This window comes from Vibrio sp. Isolate34 (assembly GCF_022397915.1).
In the GTDB taxonomy this organism is placed as follows: domain Bacteria; phylum Pseudomonadota; class Gammaproteobacteria; order Enterobacterales; family Vibrionaceae; genus Vibrio.
Genome location: NZ_JAKEUO010000001.1, coordinates 220,804 through 241,153 on the forward strand (window position 1 = coordinate 220,804; position 20,350 = coordinate 241,153).

At 45.2% G+C, this 20,350-nt stretch carries 17 protein-coding genes; 3 read left to right on the forward strand and 14 right to left on the reverse strand.

Features of this window, described 5'->3' with window-relative positions:
• The first annotated feature begins 92 nt into the window (after nt 1-92).
• Nucleotides 93-275, forward strand: coding sequence for a hypothetical protein (locus L1D22_RS00980; RefSeq protein ID WP_239828420.1), 183 nt, complete (start codon nt 93-95; stop codon nt 273-275).
• Nucleotides 276-349: 74 nt separating this feature from the next.
• On the opposite strand, the gene L1D22_RS00985 is transcribed toward L1D22_RS00980, so the two are convergent.
• The 13 genes from L1D22_RS00985 to prmB form a co-directional block, all read right to left on the reverse strand.
• The gene (locus L1D22_RS00985; protein WP_016767078.1) at nt 350-1,711 is read right to left on the reverse strand and encodes a TRAP transporter large permease; all 1,362 of its coding nucleotides are present in this window, start codon (nt 1,709-1,711) and stop codon (nt 350-352) included.
• 2 nt (nt 1,712-1,713) lie between these two features.
• A complete protein-coding gene (locus L1D22_RS00990) occupies nt 1,714-2,439 on the reverse strand; it encodes a TRAP transporter small permease (protein WP_029189592.1) in 726 nt (241 codons plus the stop codon).
• Nucleotides 2,440-2,505: 66 nt separating this feature from the next.
• Nucleotides 2,506-3,501 carry a TRAP transporter substrate-binding protein gene (locus L1D22_RS00995; RefSeq protein ID WP_010439482.1) on the reverse strand — a complete coding sequence of 332 codons (996 nt, stop codon included), beginning with the start codon at nt 3,499-3,501 and terminating at the stop codon, nt 2,506-2,508.
• A 347-nt stretch (nt 3,502-3,848) separates the two neighbouring features.
• A complete protein-coding gene (hflX, locus tag L1D22_RS01000; protein ID WP_239828421.1) occupies nt 3,849-5,216 on the reverse strand; it encodes a GTPase HflX in 1,368 nt (455 codons plus the stop codon).
• A gap of 270 nt (nt 5,217-5,486) precedes the next feature.
• Nucleotides 5,487-6,599 (reverse strand): sn-glycerol-3-phosphate ABC transporter ATP-binding protein UgpC, encoded by a 1,113-nt coding sequence (ugpC, locus tag L1D22_RS01005; RefSeq protein WP_017066148.1) that lies wholly within the window; start codon nt 6,597-6,599, stop codon nt 5,487-5,489.
• Nucleotides 6,600-6,605: 6 nt separating this feature from the next.
• The gene (locus tag L1D22_RS01010) at nt 6,606-7,463 is read right to left on the reverse strand and encodes a carbohydrate ABC transporter permease (RefSeq protein WP_048661487.1); all 858 of its coding nucleotides are present in this window, start codon (nt 7,461-7,463) and stop codon (nt 6,606-6,608) included.
• Nucleotides 7,460-8,398, reverse strand: coding sequence for a sugar ABC transporter permease (locus tag L1D22_RS01015; protein WP_239828422.1), 939 nt, complete (start codon nt 8,396-8,398; stop codon nt 7,460-7,462). Before L1D22_RS01015 ends, L1D22_RS01010 begins: the two co-directional genes overlap by 4 nt.
• A 144-nt stretch (nt 8,399-8,542) precedes the next feature.
• Nucleotides 8,543-9,790, reverse strand: coding sequence for an ABC transporter substrate-binding protein (locus L1D22_RS01020; protein ID WP_239828423.1), 1,248 nt, complete (start codon nt 9,788-9,790; stop codon nt 8,543-8,545).
• Nucleotides 9,791-9,900: 110 nt separating this feature from the next.
• Nucleotides 9,901-11,346, reverse strand: coding sequence for an ATP-binding protein (locus L1D22_RS01025; RefSeq protein ID WP_239828424.1), 1,446 nt, complete (start codon nt 11,344-11,346; stop codon nt 9,901-9,903).
• 13 nt (nt 11,347-11,359) lie between these two features.
• Nucleotides 11,360-12,088, reverse strand: coding sequence for a response regulator transcription factor (locus L1D22_RS01030; RefSeq protein ID WP_239828425.1), 729 nt, complete (start codon nt 12,086-12,088; stop codon nt 11,360-11,362).
• Nucleotides 12,089-12,239: 151 nt separating this feature from the next.
• Nucleotides 12,240-13,697, reverse strand: a complete 1,458-nt coding sequence (locus tag L1D22_RS01035) for a YdiU family protein (protein WP_239828426.1) — start codon at nt 13,695-13,697, stop codon at nt 12,240-12,242.
• A gap of 534 nt (nt 13,698-14,231) precedes the next feature.
• The gene (locus L1D22_RS01040; protein WP_239828427.1) at nt 14,232-14,873 is read right to left on the reverse strand and encodes a LysE family translocator; all 642 of its coding nucleotides are present in this window, start codon (nt 14,871-14,873) and stop codon (nt 14,232-14,234) included.
• A gap of 225 nt (nt 14,874-15,098) precedes the next feature.
• A complete protein-coding gene (gene prmB, locus L1D22_RS01045; RefSeq protein WP_017633131.1) occupies nt 15,099-16,031 on the reverse strand; it encodes a 50S ribosomal protein L3 N(5)-glutamine methyltransferase in 933 nt (310 codons plus the stop codon).
• Nucleotides 16,032-16,093: 62 nt separating this feature from the next.
• Between prmB and smrB the strand changes: the two genes are divergently transcribed.
• Nucleotides 16,094-16,624, forward strand: a complete 531-nt coding sequence (gene smrB, locus L1D22_RS01050) for an endonuclease SmrB (protein ID WP_017633130.1) — start codon at nt 16,094-16,096, stop codon at nt 16,622-16,624.
• 107 nt (nt 16,625-16,731) lie between these two features.
• Here the strand turns inward: smrB and sixA are convergent, their stop codons facing one another.
• Nucleotides 16,732-17,196 carry a phosphohistidine phosphatase SixA gene (gene sixA / locus L1D22_RS01055; RefSeq protein ID WP_239828428.1) on the reverse strand — a complete coding sequence of 155 codons (465 nt, stop codon included), beginning with the start codon at nt 17,194-17,196 and terminating at the stop codon, nt 16,732-16,734.
• A gap of 305 nt (nt 17,197-17,501) precedes the next feature.
• Here sixA and L1D22_RS01060 point away from each other — a divergent pair, with 305 nt between their 5' ends.
• A complete protein-coding gene (locus tag L1D22_RS01060; protein WP_239828429.1) occupies nt 17,502-20,279 on the forward strand; it encodes an insulinase family protein in 2,778 nt (925 codons plus the stop codon).
• Nucleotides 20,280-20,350: the final 71 nt, after the last annotated feature.

A 20,350-nucleotide genomic window follows, 5' to 3' on the forward strand; every position in this document is an offset into this window, starting at 1 on the left:
AAAACGCAGCTTAATCTGAATGTATATCGAAACTGGCAGAGATAAAGTTCCTCTTCCATAATTCATATGTCGACTTTAAGGATAAGTTGCATATGAACGAAAAAACGACCATTCCTGTCATTGTAGATACAGTGCTGATTGATGACCATTATGAAGTAGAACGAAGATCTGGGCGCGAGCGAAGAAAGAAAAAAGTACGCTGGAAAGGCTATGACAGACGTTTAAGCGGCACAATAAGGCGTGGGAAAAAGAAAGCGATAGATGAAAAGGTGTAACTCTTCATCTATCGCCGTTGTTTACATTGATAATAAAACCGTTCGTTAGACTCGCCGTGTAACTAAACCGTCCACTACTTGGTTATGATTTCCGGCCCCATCAAGGTGGTTGGTAACCATGTAGAAACCCAAGGCACGTAGGTTACGATAATCAAGAACAAGAACATCACGCCCACCCAAGGCAGTGCCGCTTTGACCACGTTCATCATCGACATCTTCGCGACCCCAGCGGTCACAAATAAGTTGAGCCCAACCGGCGGCGTTATCATCCCTATCTCCATGTTCACCACCATCATGATACCAAGGTGAATTGGGTCGATACCGAGTGCAATAGCGATTGGGAATACTAAAGGCGCAACAATGATCAACAAGCCTGATGGCTCCATGAACTGCCCGCCAATCAAGAGTAGAACGTTCACTACAATCAAGAAGGTGATAGGACCTAACCCTGCAGAAAGCATCGATTCTGTGATCATTTGAGGAATACGTTCTTCCGTCAGTACGTGCTTAAGAATCAGAGCATTGGCAATAATAAACAGCAGCATGATCGTTAGCTTGCCTGCATCGTAAAGTGTATCTTTGGTGTCTTTATGGAAGAAGGTTTGGAATACCTTAACCAGCGCTGGTTTTGTGTTGTTCTTATCCGCAAATGGGCCCATATCTTTATAGATGAAGTTGGCAATAAAGAACGCGTACACCGCTGCAACAGCCGCCGCTTCGGTCGGAGTAAAGATACCGCCGTAGATACCACCCAAAATGATGACAATCAGTAACAATCCCCAGCTCGCGTCTTTTGCGGCTGAGAACATCTCGCCCCAGCCCACAAATGGCTGTGCAGGAATCTTCTTAATACGCGCCGCAATGTAGATAGCAATCATCAACATCACGCCCGCCAACAGGCCTGGAATCACGCCACCTAAGAACATACGACCTACAGATACATCGGTCGCCGCTGCGTATACCACCATCACGATTGAAGGCGGAATCAAGATGCCCAGAGTACCCGCGTTACAGATAACCCCTGCAGCGAACTCTTTTGAGTAGCCGTTCTTGATCATACCCGCGATAACAATACTACCGATTGCAACTACCGTTGCCGGAGACGAACCAGACAGCGCCGCGAACATCATACATGCCACAACCGATGCCATCGCCAAACCGCCGCGGAACCAGCCCACCATCGCAATAGCAAAACGGATAATACGTTTTGCTACGCCACCTGTGGACATGAAGCTAGAGGCCAAGATAAAGAAAGGAATCGCTAAGAGTGTGTAGTGGCCAGCAAAAGCGTTAAACAGCGTTTGTGCGACTGAAGCTAATGACGCATCTGAATGCATCAATAAGAATATTACGCTCGATAAACCTAGGGAAATCGCAATTGGTACACCGACCAACATGAAAGCAATTACCATTAAAAATAGAAATAACATTGCCATGATTAGTCTTCCTTACCGTTAGATTTTGTATCCGACTCACTCGCCTTGTTTGGCTTCGTCGAATCCAATACCGCTGTCGCGTCTTCATCAGAACCCGCTAGCACGTCCGCTTTCAACGCATCCAATTCTTCTTCGGCTTCGTGCCCAGCAATCATGCGGTCGAGTTTGCCTGTTACTACTTGGTAAGCAACTTGAGCAAAACGGAACGTAAGCATTGCCATACCAATCGGCAGCGCCATGTAAGGAATAAAGCGTGGCAATTTCTCGTATCGCTCACCTTCATTCAGCCAATCAGCAAGAAACTGAAGCATCTCTGGCATTGGAATATCGTCGGTCTCGTACCATGCGCGATCGGTCGCGAATGGGTACCAATAGTTCCAAGAGCCGATAAGCAGTAAGATTGAAAATGCTAGACAGCTGGTCACCGCGATTAACGCATACACTTTGCGTAGCTTTTCAGGGGCAAGGTTGATAATGACATCAACACCAATGTGGAAGTGTTTTTTAACACCGTAAGATGCGCCGACCAACACCATCCATGCAAACATGAATACCGTCAGTTCCAATGCCCATAAGATGTTGTCATTGAATGCGTATCGAAATACCACATTGGCAAAAGTAAGTAGCGTCATTGCGCCAAGAAAGAAGGCTATTAAAGACTCTTCAATTAAATCGGTGACTCTTCCGACTTTGGAAAATAAAGACTGTTCCATTTGAGACTGTTCCATAATTGACTCCGCTTATAATTGTTTTAATAAAGGGCAGCGGTAGGGAGCCGCCACCCCATAGCGGTGTTATTGGTTTGAAGCTAATGCTGCATCGATAAGATCTGAACCGATGTCTTTTTCAAACTTCTTCCATACTGGTTGAAGTGCCGTTACCCATGCTTGACGCTGCTCAGGCGTCAACGTACGAACCTCACCACCAGCTTCGATGATGTTGTTTTTGTTCGCTAGGTTAACTTTTGAAGATTCCGCGTTACGCGTCTCAGACACTTCTTGAACGATAGTGCCAAGCTGCGTGCGTACATCTTCAGGTAGGTCTTTCCAGAAGTCGTTTGAGGTTACAACTAGGTAATCCAAGATGCCGTGATTGGTTTCAGTCACACCGTCTTGTACTTCGAAGAACTTCTTACCGTAGATGTTTGACCATGTATTTTCTTGGCCATCGATAACCTTAGTTTGTAGGCCACCGTACACTTCTTTGAAAGACATCTTCTGTGGGTTAGCGCCTAGCTGTTCAAACTGAGCAACCAATACATCTGATGCTTGAACACGGAATTTCAAACCTTCCGCATCTTCAGGGTTGATAAGAGGTTTGTTCGCCGACATCTGTTTCATGCCATTGTGCCAAAACGCTAGACCCTGTAGGCCACGACGTTTCATTGCATTCTTCAGTTTTTCACCAGATTCTGAGTTTTGGAAACGGTCAACAGCGTCTACATCTTCAAATAGGAACGGAAGGTCAAAAATGCGGTATTTCTTAGTGAACTTCTCAAATTTAGACAGCGAAGGTGCCGCCATTTGAACATCACCATTTAACAGGGCTTCCAGTACCTTATTATCATCGTAAAGCGTCGAGTTAGGGAAAACTTGCATACAAGCTTTACCATTCATTTCAGTGTTTACTCGCTCTTCTAGTAGAGAAGCGGCAATGCCTTTCGGGTGCTTATCGGTATTGGTTACGTGACTGAATTTAATCACGATTTCACCAGGGTCACAGTTTGCAGCAGCATTAAAACTTGTGAGCGCAAGAGCAGATACAGACAGCAGGGTAAGAGGCTTAAACATTATTATTCTCCTTAGTAAACAAAGCAGCCCTTCAATGGGAACTGCGTGCTTTCACTAAGGCAATTAGCGCGCCATATTGATACAAAACATTAACAAGCCTTTAACTACAAGGCTTCATCATAGTTGCCAACATGAGTCGCCAGCGCTTTGCAAAATTTAATGGGTGGAAAATGACACATAGAATATTTATAAATGGGTGAGAGTTGACCAAAGCATCAGTGATGAAATAAAGGTTAGGAGGAAAAATAAAGGCCACCACTTCGGTAAACAAAATGGCAGCCTTATATAGAGATTCTTTAGAGCTGGTTATCTTAATAGGATATTGAAATATTATCTGAAACAGATGATTACGAGTTCTGCATACGCTTTTTAAGTCTTGCTAAATCAATAGCACTTGAACGTACTGTCAGCTTAATGCACTCGTAGTCGTACTCTTCCTTCACCACACTCATGTTTGATCGGATCTCACCGATGATGCCTTGTCCAGAATAAGGAATCGTGATCTCTTCTTCGATCATGCCTTGTTCAGCCACACCCACAATGTACTTGTGCAGTTTAGTGATATCTAACGGGTCACGCGTTGACGTTAGCATCGCATCTGGGAATTCTTCAATCAGCTCTAACTGCTCTTCTTCGCTCAATCTATCGCACTTGTTCAGTACCAATAGTTTTTCGCTGCCTTCAACGCCCACTTGCGCTAATACTTCGTGTACCACGTCAAGCTGTGCACGGAATGAAACATCAGAAGCATCAACCACATAAAGCAGTAACGAAGCATCGTGCGCTTCTGCAAGTGTTGAGTGGAATGAAGCAACCAGATCGTGTGGTAGTTTCTTGATGAAACCCACTGTATCTGACACTAGGATACGCGGCTGAGTGATCGGCTGAAGAGCACGAACCGTGGTATCTAGAGTGGCGAAAAGCTTATCTTCACCGCTCACTTCGGTTGCAGTCATCGCGCGCATCATCGAAGATTTACCCGCGTTGGTGTAACCAACCAGAGCAACAGTGAAAAGCTCCGAACGCTGAGTGCGTCGGTTCTTCATTTCGTCTTGTACGCTAACCAGTTCACGTTTAAGCGCAGCAATTTGATCACGTACTTTACGACGGTCTAGTTCTAGTGAAGTTTCACCAGCACCCTGACCCATTTGACGTTCTTTATCACCATCGGCCGTTTCACGTAGTCGAGGCACAAGGTAGTTTAGGCGAGCGATTTCAACTTGCAGACGTGCAGTGCGAGTACGAGCATGGCGGCTGAAGATCTCGATGATGATGCCAGTACGGTCAAACACCTCGACACCCAAGTGAGCTTCTACATTACGCAGTTGAGATGGGCTCAAATCACAGTCGAATACCACTACGTCAGCAGTACCAAATTCCACGTCTTCAGATGGAAGATCATCAAAATCTAACTCATCGATACCAGCACGAAAATCAAAAGACTCATCGATAAAATCTTCATCTTCGGCTTCTTCAATCGAACCTTGGTAACCGGTTAAGTGTGCAATTTCTGCAAGCTTACCTGCGCCCAACACGTTTTGTCGTTGTGTTGAACTGTGGTGCTGTGATTGTGTACCGACCACTTTAAACCCTAGGGTTGTTACTAAGCGAGCAAGTTCGGCAAGAGACTCTTTTGCTTCGTCACCTTTGAAGTCCGGTGTCGTAATAGAAATAAGTAAAGCGTTACTAGCTGAGGGTTTTGCTGTTAGTTTCATGTATTCTTCTGTTTATGCACTAATGTGCAACCTAGTATTTGGTCTAAAGTAGCGCGATCCTACGCTGTTATCGGTCTGCTTTATAGAGCTAACGGAGGCTAATTAGCGATAATATTGCAGTTAATCCATTTATCTCGTTTATCCCTCTGTTTTCGTGAGGAAATAAAACAGGCTAAAACAACAAAAAAGACAGCATCACGTTACTTATTAGTAATTAGTGATACTGCCTTTGCTTAAGCTTAGTCTCTCAGTGAGCTACTGTCTCAAAAACTAAAAATCAATTCTTGCTTCAGTCTGAGCATCAAAGAATACCGCCTTTGATAAGTCAAAATGCAGCGGCGCCATTTGCCCAACTGACACCTCAAATTCTGGCGACAAGCGACACGCTACTTCTTGGTCGTTCACTTTCACCATCGCAATCGTATCTGGTCCTGTTGGTTCTAGCACTTCTAACTGCAAGTCCAGCTTGGTCGTTGCCGACACATCTTCACTTTCCTGCTCGGTGATGTGTTCAGGGCGTAGGCCAATCACCACTTCTTTGCCATCTTGCTCACGCATGCTTTGTGGCAAGCGAATGTGGTGTTCTTGCTCAGCCGTACCCGTTACTTTGATGATCGGATTCTGCTCGTCATCCAAGTCCACCATGGTCTTAATGAAGTTCATAGATGGTGAACCCATAAAGCCCGCAACAAACATATTGTTTGGCTTGGTGTAGATCTCTTGCGGTGTACCGAGTTGCTGCAGTTCTCCATCTTTCATTACTGCGATGCGATCAGCCAGAGTCATCGCCTCGATCTGATCATGAGTCACGTAAACAATGGTGGTGTTCAGCTTTTGGTGCAGACGTTTAATCTGATGACGCATTTCAACACGTAGCTTGGCATCCAAGTTAGAAAGCGGTTCATCAAACAAGTACAGCTTAGGACGACGCGCCAAAGCACGCCCCATCGCGACACGTTGACGCTGACCACCAGATAGCTGTGATGGTTTACGATCAAGCAGTTGTTCAATTTGTAGCATTTCAGCAACTCGATTCACTTCTGCATCGATTTCGTCTTGTGGCATCTTGCGGATCTTCAAGCCAAAGGCGATATTGCCGCGTACCGTCATGTTTGGGTAAAGTGCGTATGATTGGAATACCATCGCGATGTCGCGGTCTTTAGGTTCAACCTGAGCCACGTCAACACCATCAATCACGATTTCACCCGAGCTAATATTCTCTAGCCCAGCAATGGTGTTCATTAGGGTGGATTTTCCACACCCCGAAGGGCCGACAAGTATCAAAAACTCCCCCGAATCGATACTGATGTCGATGCCCTTTAACGTTTCGTTGTCCGCGTTGCGATAGGTTTTACGGATCTGTTTTAAATCTAATGTTGCCATGAGTAATTATCCTTTTACTGATCCTGCCGTTAGGCCACGAACAAAATATTTTCCTGCGAAGACATACACCAACAGCGTTGGCAGTGCGGCGATGATCGCGGCAGCCATATCGACGTTGTATTCTTTAACGCCCGTGCTGGTATTAACTAAGTTATTTAATGCTACGGTGATTGGTTGAGTCTCTGAGCCTGAATACACCACCCCGAACAGGAAATCGTTCCAGATTGCAGTGAACTGCCAGATCACCGTCACCATGATGATGGGTGTAGAGATCGGTAATAAGATCTTAAAGAAGATGGTAAAGAAGCCTGCACCATCCAGTTTTGCCGCTTTTATCAATTCATCAGGAATCGAAATGTAGAAGTTACGGAAAAACAGAGTCGTAAATGCCATGCCGTAGATAACATGCACAATCACCAAGCCGATGGTTGTGTTAGCCAAGCCCATCTTGCCAAGCATGGTCGCCATTGGCAGAAGCACCACTTGGAATGGGATGAAGCAACCAAACAACAACAAACTAAAGAACAGATTGGAGCCTCGGAACTGCCACTTAGTGACCACATAGCCATTGAATGCACCGAGCAATGTCGAAATCGCAACCGCAGGTATCACCATTTGGAATGAGTTCCAAAAGTAGCCTTTGATGCCTTCACATTTAACGCCCGTACACGCGGTATCCCACGCTTTATACCAAGCATCAAACACCCACTCTTTCGGCAAACTCATCAAGTTACCCGCCTTAATGTCTGGCAGAGTTTTGAATGAGGTCAGTACCATGACGAACAATGGCATTAAATAAACTAAGCAGAAGAAAAGCAGTGCTGAATAGATAAACATTCGAGCAAAGTTGATGTTATTCATCATGACTTTTTCTCCCTAAGTTCAGAGTAAAGATAAGGCACGAGAATCGCTAAAATACCCGCAAGCATCATCATGGCACTGGCAGCACCAAGGCCGATTTGTCCACGCGTAAAGGAGTGTGCGTACATGAATAGCGCAGGAAGATCCGATGAATAACCTGGGCCACCCGCTGTCATCGCAGTCACAAGGTCGAAACTCTTAATCGCAATGTGTGAGGTGATGATCACCGCGCTGAAAACCACAGGACGCAAGCAAGGCAGAATGATTTTGAGATAAATAGTGGGTAAGCTTGCCCCATCAATTTGAGCGGCTTTGATGATTGAAGAATCAATGCCACGAAGGCCGGCTAAGAACATCGCCATCACAAAGCCTGAAGACTGCCAAAGCGCCGCAATCACTAAGGTGTAGACCGACATTTCAGAGTCGACCAACCAATCGAATTTAAAGTCGGTAAAGCCCCAATCTTGCATCAGTTTTTCAATGCCAAGACCCGGATTGAGAATCCATTTCCAAGCGGTACCCGTCACGATGAATGACAAGGCCATTGGGTATAAATAGATGGTACGAATCGCGCCTTCTTGGCGGATGTTCTGGTCAAGCAATACCGCCAAACCCACGCCCAACAAGATAGCAATCGCCATGAACAGAAAACCAAACACACCGAGGTTGGTGATTGAGGTGATCCAGCGATCGTTGTCCATCAGCTTTTCATATTGAGCTAAACCAACAAAGTTGAAGCTCGGTAAAAATCGAGAATTCGTAAACGACAGCGCCGCCGTCCAGAATATATAGCCGTAGATACACACCACGGTCACTAACGCGGTAGGCGCCAGTACAATCTTGGGTAACCAATGTTGCAACCTGTCAGCAAAGCTAGGCTTGGGCACAGGCTGGCTCCTTGTCGGTTTTGGAGTCGACTCAGTCAAAACATGCTCCATAACTTATCCTTGTTGCACAATCGAGCCAATGGCTTGCCTCTCGGCACCACATCAGCATCACGCATATTAGAATTGGGAATGAAGAGCAGATAGGCTCCCTACGAGCCTACCCACCCTGGGGGTTTGGTGTTAAACCAAGTGAGATTAGATAGCCGCTTTCACTGCTTTCGCTAACTTAGCTGCCGCTTCTTTTGGATCGGCATCTTTCTCATTGAAGAAGTTGGTCACTACGTCATAGATAGCACCTTGAGCGTAGCTTGTCGTCGCTAGGCCGTGAGCCATACTCGGAACAAGATCGCCAGATTCCGCACTCGCTTTGAAGGTTGCCATTGAATCCAACGCACATTGGTCGAACTTAGACATGTCCATATCGAGACGTACAGGGATTGAGCCTTTGTTCAAGTTGAAGACTTCTTGGAAATCTTTGGTAAGAATGGTTTTCGCTAGATCTTGCTGCGCTTTTTGGTTCTCTTTATCGCTTAACTCAAAGAACGCAAAACTATCGATGTTGAAGGTAAATTGACCGTCAGTACCCGGAGCTGGTGCGCAGATGTAGTCTTTACCCGGCACTTTGCCTGCTGCGGTAAACTCACCTTTCGCCCAGTCACCCATGATTTGCATCGCCGCTTCGCCATTAATAACCATAGAGGTTGCGACGTTCCAATCACGACCTGGCGAGTTGCTGTCGATGTAGTCGCGCATCTTTTTAAACTTAGTGAATACTTCCACCATTTTATCGCCAGATAACACGTCCATATCTAGATCAACGAACGCTTTGTTGTAGTCTTCACTACCAAGTACATCAAGTGCCACAGCCTCGAAGACTGTTGCGTCTTGCCAAGGTTGACCGCCGTGCGCCAGAGGGATGAAACCTGCTGCTTTGATCTTATCTGCAGCAACAAAGAACTCATCTAAGGTAGTTGGAACCGTCACACCTGACTTTTCGAGCACTTCTGGGTTTGCCCAAAGCCAGTTAACACGGTGAACGTTCACAGGAACTGCTACGTACTCGCCGTCCCACTTCATTACTTTGGTGACAACAGCAGGCAGTAAATCATCCCACTTTTCTTGTTTCGCGGTTGCATCGAGAGACGTTAGAAAACCTAAACCACCCCACTCCTGAATATCATGACCTTTGATCTGCGCAGCAGATGGCGGGTTACCTGATACTGCTCGCGTTTTCAAAACGGTCATCGCACTTTCACCGCCGCCACCAGCCACTGCAAAGTCTTTCCATGTATGGCCTTGTTCTTCAATCATCTCTTTCAGTACTGCGGCAGATTTTGCTTCGCCACCGGCAGTCCACCAGTGAAGCACTTCCACTTCACCAGCTTGAGAAAATGTTGAGGCAGCAAGAAGAGATAGAGTAAGTAGGGTTTTATTGATTTTCATTATTATCTTCCATGTTTAGCGGACTCGACGTCCGGTTCAATAAAGAGTCTACTTATTTTGATTTTTAGGATTGAAACAAAAGGTAAGCCCAATGTAACACAATTGTTACATTACACTTCTAAGCCTCTAGGGATATAGACTTTGGCCTCTAAACCGCCTTGAGGGGAGTTGCGAATAATGAGATCTCCGCCGTGTCCGTGCAGGATATTTCGACAAATTCCTAGCCCTAAGCCGTGTCCTTGGTCGTCGGTCGCCAGCCTAAAGTATGGTTCAAACACCAACTCAAGTTTATCTTCTGGGATTCCTTTGCCTCGGTCCTGAATCGTCACGATGACCCATACAGAATCGCTGTTGATATCGACCTTAGCGGATGTGCCGTATTTCACCGCATTGTCGATAAGGTTGGTCAGCACACGTTTGATCGCTAATGGTTTGGCGACTAAAGGCTCAACCACGATGGGTTCAAACTCCACTAAAGTTTGATGCTGGTTATGTAATTCTATAACCGAAGCAACCATGTCATTAAGATCGATAATGGCGTTGTTTTCGTGAAGGTCTGTGTCTCTTACTGCTTGCAGAGCACCTTTGACCATCATCTCTAGCTCATCTAAATCCTTGTTGAACTTCTCTTTCTTAACTTCGCTTTCCAACAGCTCAGCTCTCAGCCTAAGCCGAGTTATGGGTGTCTTTAAATCATGAGAAATAGCAGAGAAAAGGTGTTCTCGATCGGCAACGTAGCGACGAATCCGCTGTTGCATGCGATTAAAAGCCCGAGTTGCGGTGACCAATTCAGTTGCCCCCTCTTCGTTAAGTGGTGGCTGCTGAATATCCATACTCATCTCATTGGCTGCCCTTGCTAATTTTTTTAGCGGGCGCACTTGGCGACGAATCATTAAGTAGGTCAACACCAATAGAATGAGTGTTGAAGAGAGCAAGAAGATCACCTGTTCACGACCAAGAATAGTGTCATCCAGTTTTACGTAAGGTGCAGGCAACAGTGCGGCAATGTAGACCCATTCATGACTGGCTAATTCAATCTGCACAACCAGTATTGGAGGGTTGAGAGGTTCTAAGGTTAATGTGTGATGCGCCCACGATCGAGGGAGATCGCTCAAGTAGATGTCATTTTTAAGTAATCGAAGATGCTCTGGACGAGAAAAATCGACGCGTACCGACTCCACTTTATTGAGCTTGTTACTCAACACACTTTCTATGGCTTCTATCGAGGCAGTTTTTAAGCGGGTATCGGGTATAGGCTCAACAATCAAAGCCTCTTTGTTGAAAGAGACAAAGAAGCGCGTACCGCCCATATTTCGAATTTGGTCTAACACGATATGGCGATATTTGACGGGCAAAGATTGAAAGAAGGTCACCGTTGAAGCAAACATGTTCGCCATGCTCGATGAGGCCGAACGAATCCCTTCCAATTCCTTATGTTTAGATTCGCTGTACCAAATAGAGGTTGCGATGCCTTGAGCAATGACCACTGCCAACAAGGTTAATAACAAGGTTCGAGCAACCAAGGAATTTGGCTTTAAACTTCTCAACCACTTCATAAGGACTTCTTACTCAGTGCTCATAATGCACAGGCACAGCCAGAATGTAGCCGTTGCCGCGCATGGTTTTGATGTAGTGAGGATACTTACCACTGTCGCCCAATCGGCTTCTCAGGCGACTTAGCTGCACATCAATACCACGTTCAAAAGGCAGCGCTTCGCGGCCTCTGGTTGCGAAAGAGATAGTATCTCGGTCTAACACTTCATTAGGGCGAGTAAGGAACAACATTAACAATGAGAAATCACTGCCCGACAAGTCCATCTCTTCTGAGCAATCATTGTGGGAAATTCGATGTGCGAGTGTGTCGAGCGTCCAATCACCAAAAATGATTTGCTTTGGCAGTGCATCATTGGGTTTGTCATCGACGACTTGAACGCGACGTAATAAAGCTTTGATACGCGCCATTAACTGGCGAGGGCTAAACGGCTTAGCGATATAGTCATCCGCACCTATTTCTAAGCCGATGATCTGGTCGGTTTCATCCGATACCGCAGTCAGCATGATGATAGGCACATTCGATTGTTTGCGGACGCGTTGGCACAAGGTAAAACCGTCGTCACCGGGTAGCATCACATCAAGAAGAATCAGGTCTGGGTAACCTTGGCTTTGCAGGTGAGTTTCGAGTTCAACACCGTCTCCAACTGAGGAGACATCGAAACCCGATTTTGTGAGGTACTCTTCCAGCAGCTCGCGGATTTCTTGATCATCATCCACCACGAGAATTCGAGTATTTGTTGGCATCGCCCAAACCTATTAAATTTACAACTTATTCACATAGTCTATAGGCAGGTTGAGCATTTGATTATTGATATGTTTGTAAAATTAGAAGAACAAACAGACAGAGATCACAACTAAGTGACCTCTGTCTACTCGTTTGATTTGACGTACTACTTTACGACGAGCAGCTGATCTCCATCGCTTTGCCCCACTCTGGTGGTAACGCGGCAAGATGTTCGTATTCAGGGTGTTCCGCATAAGGATCGGCCAACACCACCATTAATGCGTCAATATCACTGCTATCACCGCGCTCGGCTTTATCTATCGCCAGCTGTGCGAGGTAATTTCTGAGGATGTATTTAGGGTTTACCTGTCTCATCTTTTCGCAGCGCTCGACTACTGAGCTACCTTCAAGTTCACAACGTTGCAAATAGTTATCCAGCCACAGCTTTGCGGCCTCGCGATCGATAAATAAATCAATGACTTCCTGCGCAGGCAAAGTGTCTAGGTTCGACAGCGTTCTAAAGAACCTTGGATAATCGACTTTGTTTTGCGACATCAACTCGAACATAGATTCAAACAAGCGGCTGTCACCTTCATGTTTAGAAAGTAGCCCAAGCTTTCTACGCATCAACTGGCTGAAATAACCGTTCATTTGTGGCTCATACTGCTCTAACGCTGCCTGTAAATCAGCTTTCTCCACCAGCGGTGACAGAGAGTGAGCCAGAGCTGACAGGTTCCACAATCCAATTCTAGGTTGTTGATTAAAGGCATAACGACCTTGGTAGTCGGAGTGATTACAGATCAACCTCGGGTCATACTCATCGAGGAATGCAAACGGCCCATAGTCAAACGTCTGTCCAATAATCGACATGTTATCTGTATTCATCACCCCGTGGGCAAAGCCATTCGCTTGCCACAACGCAATCATCTCTGCGGTACGGTCAACAATCTGATTAAACATAGCAGCGTAGGGCTTGTCCTCATCAAGGCATTCAGGGAAGTGCCACTCGATGACTTTATCAGCCAGTAATTTATGCTCGGCCAACTGATTGGTATAAAACAGATGTTCAAAGTGACCGAAACGAATGTGTGATTCAGCAGCACGCACCAACAATGCGCCCCACTCTTGCTTCTCTCGATAAACCGGCGTGTCACTGGTCATCATAGCCAACGCACGTGTGGTTGGGATATTAAGCCCAGCCATCGCTTCACTACATAAATACTCACGAACAGTTGAGCGAATCACGGCGCGCCCATCTCCCATGCGTGAATATGGTGTTTTACCCGCACCTTTTAGGTGTAAGTCGAACGTTTCACCACTTTTAGCGACAACTTGTGCTAATAGCAAACCTCTGCCGTCACCTAAATCGGGGTTATAAGAACCAAATTGATGGCCTGCGTATTTCATTGCTACAGGTAAAAATTGCTCTGGTTCAACGTTGCCCGATAAAGTCTCAAGTAACTCCTCAGAGACGTCCTCAAATGACGGAAAGCCGAGTTCACTCGCAAGGTTTTGGTTCCATGCAAGCCATTGAACATTATTTAAAGGTGTAGGTTGAATTGGGGTATAGAACAGTCGAGGTAACGTCGTAAATCGATTGTTAAATGAAATAGAATCCCAGACAGACATGAGAGATACACTGTAGATAAAAGATAACATAAGATTATCACAGTTTGATAACAACTTCAGATCAGGTTAAACAACGAGTCTATTAAACAAATGGGGAATCAGACAAAGATACTATTATGGAAAAGAAAATGTTCAGAGAAAGAAGGTGTTCAAAGAAAAGCACAGCGAAGAAAAGGTTAAGTGGCTAGCCTGATGAGAAAAGCCACGTTTATGAGATAAAGAGTTCTGACTTTGAAGACTTTTTAACAAGTGATTTCATAATAAAAACTGAAAATATAGAGCCATTAAGCTGACTACATTAGAGCAAGAATACCCACTAGAGAAAGGGTAGAGAAAATCCAAGTGCGGCTGATAACGCCAAAGTTACTGTGTTGAATCATTTCTTGATGCTGCATATGTCTCTCCTTGAGAACGTGATGGTGTAACTACAATATATCGGCTTTTCGCTAAAAGCAGCAAGCATATTAATATTAACCTTTTATGACAGCATTAAGAATTTTCTGTAACTATTCAGCCCTCTGATAAATCAAAAAGTTATGCTCGGCTTGTCGTCGAAAGCAGCGCGCCTGCGCCAATAAACACGCCCCCTGTAACACGATTGAAAACCTTAGCTCTGCCTTTAGCAAACAGCCAGTTTGACGACTTCGCACCTAAATACGCGTACACCAATAGCCAAGACAACTCCATCACAGCAAAGGTTAAAGCAAACACTGCAAACTGGGGAAGCAGAGCGAGTGACGGGTCGATAAACTGAGGGAAAAGTGCGGTAAAAAACAAGATCGCTTTCGGGTTACTCGCGCCAACAATAAAACCACTTAAGTAGTGTTGCACCGCGCTTTCTTTAATAGGTTGAGAATCGGTTTGTTGATCGGATAGATTATCGTAATCTTGCTGGTTAGAACGTAAAGACTTCCAGCCAAGATAGATAAGATACGCAGCGCCAGTCCATTTTATGACATTAAATACCACTTCCGATGAAGCTATGATCACCCCTAAGCCTGTGAACGATAACGTTAAGATTCCGGTGATCGCCGTTAAGCTGCCTAGCGCAGTAAATATTGATAATTTAAAGCCCGATTGCACACCTTTGGTCATACACAATAAAGAACTTGGGCCCGGCGATGCCGTTAAAATCAGTACTGCCAACAAATAATAAATCCATGTATCGAAGCTCATCGCGAATTCTCCTTAACTCACTAAAACGGCTAAACATTAGCCACTAATATGTAATAGCTATTCATATTAGGCAACTAAATATTTAACATTATTTATTCTGCGTTGATTACTTAGACACAAATGACGGCAATAAAAAACGCCATGCATTGCTGCATGGCGTTTAAATTAAAACGTTTCAAATAGAACGTCTTACCAAGTACTAAGCTAAAAACTAGCCGTCATTACCTAGTCTTTGTATATAGAGAACTCGTCAGCGCAAGCCACTAGCTGCTCGCGAGTGATCATGAATACACCGTGACCACCGTTTGAGAATTCAATCCAAGTGAATGGAATCTCAGGGTACTGATCCATCATATGAACCATTGAGTTACCTACTTCACAGATCAGAATACCGTCATCAGTTAGGTAGTCTGGTGCGTTAGCTAGGATACGGCGAACCAATTTCAGACCGTCAGTACCTGCTGCTAGGCCAAGTTCTGGCTCATGAGTAAACTCATCTGGCAGACTGTTCATATCTTCTTCGTCCACGTAAGGCGGGTTAGATACGATCAGGTTGTATTTCTCTTTCGGCAGATCACGGAAAAGATCTGAACGGATTGGGAACACTTGTTGCTCCATGCCGTGATCTTGAACGTTCTGCTCAGCAACTTGAAGTGCGTCAGTAGAGATATCAATCGCGTCTACTTCAGCATCTGGGAATGCGTGCGCACAAGCGATAGCAATACAACCACTGCCCGTACACATATCCATGATGCGAACTGGCTCTTCAGTTAACCAAGGTTGGAATTGAGCTTCGATCAGCTCACCAATTGGAGAACGAGGCACAAGAACGCGCTCATCAACGAAGAACTCAAGGCCACAGAACCAAGCTTTGTTCGTCAGGTAAGCCGTTGGTGTACGATCATTAATACGCTTGATCACACGCTCAACGATACGCAGACGTTCGCTGCTCGTTAGACGAGAGTTCATTACATGCGAAGGAACATCAATCGGCAGATAAAGAGTAGGTAAGATAAGTTGTACTGCCTCATCCCACGCGTTATCAGTGCCGTGACCATAAAATAGGCCAGCTGCGTTAAAGCGGCTAACAGTCCAACGAATCACATCTTGAAGCGTGTGTAGTTCTGATACCGCTTCTTCTACAAAAATCTTATCCAAAATTGTCTCCGAAAAGCGCTACAATACTGCTAATTACGTTTCTAATTAGAATTCATAACCTGATGAGCAAAAAAGACACCGACTTCGATGACGATTTCGCCCTATTCAACGATGCAGTAAAGGGCGTTAAAAAGTTGCAACAGGATACCATAGTCCAGCAGCCAAAAAGAAATGCCAAGCAAAAAGAAATTACTCGAACGGCAAGACAAGCGAGTGATAGCGAGTTTTATTTCTCGGATGAGTTCATTCCGCACCTTAGCGAAGACGGCCCAACACGTTATGCGCGTGATGATGTCTCTAAATATGAGGTGAAGCGCCTACGTCGTGGTGTCTACGTGCCAGACGTGTATCTCGATATGCATGGTATGACTCAGCAAGAAGCCAAACGTGAGCTTGGCGCGATGATTGCGCACTGTGTAAAAGAGAGCGTGGCGTGTGCCTGCGTTCAACACGGCATTGGCAAACACATCCTTAAGCAGAAGGTGCCTTTGTGGTTAGCACAGCACCCAGACGTGATGGCTTTTCACCAAGCGCCATTAGAATTTGGCGGTAACGGTGCACTGTTGGTACTGCTCTCTATTCCTGAGAAGTAATGCTGGTTTGCAAATCGCTTCATCATCAAAAACAAAAAGGGCATCTCAAATCATTGAGATGCCCTTTTCACTTTACTCTTCCAATTAAAAGGTTGTCTTCACCTTCACTATGGATTGATATTCCAAAGTAACTCACCTTTCTGTGTTTCAAGGTTAAAGTCGATACAGGCTAAACCTGACGTTGGGAACATAGGCGGTGCCATGCCCGTTGCAAATTCCGCTGTTAAATAGCCAACTAAAGGTAAATGAGAAACAAATAAAATGGTCTCTAGTTTTTCTACTTCAGCCATCGCTAAGGTCAAATCAAACACATCGTCAGACATTCCATAAGGCGTAATGTCATCGCAAGTTTCAACTTTCTTTCCAGAAAACGCCTGAGAGATTTCCAACCATGTTTCTTGTGCCCTTAAATATGGGCTAACTAGCACTTTATCAAACTGGCTGACCCCTTGCTCATTTGCAGCTTGAGCCACCGCAAGAGAAGCCATTTTACCGCGCTTAGTTAACGCTCGGTCTGCATCCGAGTTCGCAAAATGTTCTGCTTCACCATGGCGCATAATGAATATTTTCATGTTCAATCCTGTCTATGTAACATGCCGAATGTCGATATATCCCATATATCAGCGATACGCTACTTAGGTTTGGCTCTCAACCCAGAGAAACCTCAGTCAATATAACTAATTATATCAAGTCACTTGCCAAAGAGTTCGACTTTCTTAACAATCTTATTAAAAGAAAATAAATCACTGATAAAAATCGATAAAAGTAATTTAGAAATCGCCAAATAGCTATTCATATCCCAAAATATGATCTCAAGGTTTGCACCCCGAATCATCGGGTACATAATTTAAAAACCACCTTCTCTGGAGATGCTCCTTTGCACTTAAGCCCAAACGATGAACATCAATACCGTTACATAACCTTAAATAACGGGTTACGCGTACTGTTAGTTCAGGACCAAAATGCTCAAAAAGCAGCAGCTGCGTTAGCCGTCAATGTTGGCCATTTCGATGACCCTTCTGACAGAGAGGGTTTAGCACACTACTTAGAGCATATGCTATTTTTGGGTACTGAAAAGTATCCAAAGGTCGGAGAGTTTCAAAGTTTTATCAGCCAACATGGTGGTAGTAACAATGCTTGGACCGGAACTGAACACACCTGCTTCTTTTTTGACGTCGAGTTAAATGCATTTGAAACCGCACTCGATCGCTTCAGCCAGTTTTTCACTGCTCCCCTGTTCAACGAAGAAGCATTAGATAAAGAACGCCAAGCCGTTGATTCAGAATATAAGATGAAACTCAACGACGATTCGCGACGCTTGTATCAAGTTACCAAAGAACTGGTGAACCACAATCACCCATTCTCGAAGTTTTCTGTCGGTAATATCGATACGTTGGGCGACAGAAACGGCGAGACGATTCGACAAGAGATCTTATCATTCCACCAGCAACAATATTCTGCAGACCTGATGACGCTGACGCTGTCTGGCAATCAATCCTTAGATGAGATGCAAGGCTGGGTTGAGGATCGCTTTAGCTCGATTACCAATCACAACTTGCAAGGCAAGAAGGTGGAGGTACCGATTGTTGGCGAATTAAGCACTGGCGTTCAAGTGTACGTCGAACCAATTAAAGAAGTGCGTAAACTCATCTTAACCTTCCCTATGCCAAGCATGGACGAGCACTATGGCGTTAAACCACTGTCGTTCTTTGCACACCTTTTAGGTTATGAAGGCGAAGGCAGTTTGATGATGCAGTTGAAAGAGAAAGGTTGGATTACTTCTCTCTCAGCTGGTGGCGGCGCAAGCGGCAGCAACTATCGTGATTTCACAGTCAGTTGTTCATTGACCATCGAAGGTTTAACCAAAACCGATAACATCATCCAAGCGGTATTCCAGTACATCAAGTTGATTGAACAACAGGGTATTGAAGAGTGGCGTTATCTAGAAAAGCGTGCCGTTTTAGAGTCAGCTTTCCGCTTTCAAGAACCCGCAAGACCACTTGATGTCGTGAGCCATTTGGTGATCAACATGCAGAACTACCAAGAACAAGACGTAGTGTATGGCGACTATAAGATGTCGCATTTCGATGACGAATTACAGCGTTCTTTGCTTCCCTACTTAACCGTCGACAACATGCGCGCGACCATTGTTGCCCAAGGTTTCGAGTATGACAGAGAAGCGAAATGGTACTTTACGCCCTACTCTGTGACACCTTTTAGCTCAGAGCAAACCCAATGCTTTATGTGCATCAACCCCGGCTGGCAGTTTGAGCTTCCAAGCAAAAACCCGTTTATTTGCTATGACTTAGATCCAGCAGAACTCGAAGGCGACGCTAAACACCCACAACTGTTAGAAGAATTGGATGGCTTTAAGCTATGGCACCTGCAAGACCACCAATTTCGAGTACCGAAAGGTGTGGTGTATATCGCTATTGATAGCCCGCACTCGGTCGCTAGCCCTAGGAACATCGTCAAAACACGCTTATGTGTAGAGATGTTCTTAGATTCACTCGAAAAAGATACCTATCTGGCTGAAATTGCTGGCATGGGTTACAACATGTATACCCATCAAGGTGGTGTCACACTGACCCTGTCTGGATTTAGCGAAAAGCAGCCACAACTGCTCAATATGATCCTTGAACGCTTCCAAGCACGCGACTTTAGTCCAACACGCTTCGAAACAATTAAGCATCAATTACTCAGAAACTGGAATAACGCCTCGCAAGATCGTCCGATTTCACAGCTGTTTAATGCGATGACTGGGATACTTCAGCCAAATAATCCTCCTTATGCGGTGTTAATTGAAGCTCTGGAAACGATAGAAGTCGATGAGCTCTCTTCTTTCGTTCAAGCAATCTTAGCGGAGCTGCATGTTGAAATGTTTGTGTATGGCGACTGGAAGAAAGCCGATGCACACAAAATGGCAGAAACGCTAAAAGATGCCCTACGCGTTCAAGATCAGGCTTACGAAGAGTCGCTGCGTCCGCTAATCATGCTGGGTGAAAACGGCAGCTTCCAACGTGAGGTGGTGTGCAACCAAGATGATTCGGCAATCGTTGTTTATTACCAGTGCCCGGATATCTCGCCTAAAAACATTGCGCTGTATTCACTGGCAAACCACTTAATGTCAGCCACTTTCTTCCATGAGATACGAACCAAGCAGCAGCTAGGTTACATGGTCGGCACAGGCAACATGCCGCTCAACCGACACCCAGGTATTGTGCTTTATGTGCAATCCCCCAATGCGGCTCCAGCCGACTTATTGGCCTCAATAGATGAGTTCCTTAATGCCTTTTATATGGTGTTATTGGAGCTTAATGACTACCAATGGCACAGCAGTAAACGTGGTCTCTGGAATCAGATTTCAACTCCTGACACGACATTGCGAGGTCGAGCTCAACGCTTATGGGTTGCGATTGGCAATAAGGATATGGCATTCAATCAGAGAGAGCGTGTGCTTGAAGAACTCAAGGGGCTAACTCGCTCTGACATGATGCGTTTTGTGGTTAGCCAACTGAAGCCACGCACGGCCAATCGTCTGATTATGCACGCTCACGGTAATGCTCATCAGGATGAAGAGAAGCTGTCGGCGGGTGTGGAGATTGGCTCGATAGATGAGTTTCAACTGCGCCCGAAAGATACTGAGCTCGGTTAATAATAATTTATAAGAATCAAAAGGTTGATGTGAGAGCATCAACCTTTTTTATTGGCTGAAGCACATCTCCC

Coding starts and splice junctions, on each gene's coding strand:
- L1D22_RS01025 (WP_239828424.1), bottom strand. CDS start 11,346: ATGAAGTGGTTGAGAAGTTTAAAGCCAAATTCCTTGGTTGCTCGAACC.
- L1D22_RS00990 (WP_029189592.1), bottom strand. CDS start 2,439: ATGGAACAGTCTCAAATGGAACAGTCTTTATTTTCCAAAGTCGGAAGA.
- L1D22_RS00985 (WP_016767078.1), bottom strand. CDS start 1,711: ATGGCAATGTTATTTCTATTTTTAATGGTAATTGCTTTCATGTTGGTC.
- ugpC (WP_017066148.1), bottom strand. CDS start 6,599: ATGGCAACATTAGATTTAAAACAGATCCGTAAAACCTATCGCAACGCG.
- hflX (WP_239828421.1), bottom strand. CDS start 5,216: ATGAAACTAACAGCAAAACCCTCAGCTAGTAACGCTTTACTTATTTCT.
- smrB (WP_017633130.1), top strand. CDS start 16,094: ATGAGCAAAAAAGACACCGACTTCGATGACGATTTCGCCCTATTCAAC.
- L1D22_RS01030 (WP_239828425.1), bottom strand. CDS start 12,088: ATGCCAACAAATACTCGAATTCTCGTGGTGGATGATGATCAAGAAATC.
- L1D22_RS01020 (WP_239828423.1), bottom strand. CDS start 9,790: ATGAAAATCAATAAAACCCTACTTACTCTATCTCTTCTTGCTGCCTCA.
- L1D22_RS01040 (WP_239828427.1), bottom strand. CDS start 14,873: ATGAGCTTCGATACATGGATTTATTATTTGTTGGCAGTACTGATTTTA.
- L1D22_RS01035 (WP_239828426.1), bottom strand. CDS start 13,697: ATGTCTGTCTGGGATTCTATTTCATTTAACAATCGATTTACGACGTTA.
- L1D22_RS00980 (WP_239828420.1), top strand. CDS start 93: ATGAACGAAAAAACGACCATTCCTGTCATTGTAGATACAGTGCTGATT.
- L1D22_RS01010 (WP_048661487.1), bottom strand. CDS start 7,463: ATGATGAATAACATCAACTTTGCTCGAATGTTTATCTATTCAGCACTG.
- L1D22_RS00995 (WP_010439482.1), bottom strand. CDS start 3,501: ATGTTTAAGCCTCTTACCCTGCTGTCTGTATCTGCTCTTGCGCTCACA.
- sixA (WP_239828428.1), bottom strand. CDS start 17,196: ATGAAAATATTCATTATGCGCCATGGTGAAGCAGAACATTTTGCGAAC.
- L1D22_RS01015 (WP_239828422.1), bottom strand. CDS start 8,398: ATGGAGCATGTTTTGACTGAGTCGACTCCAAAACCGACAAGGAGCCAG.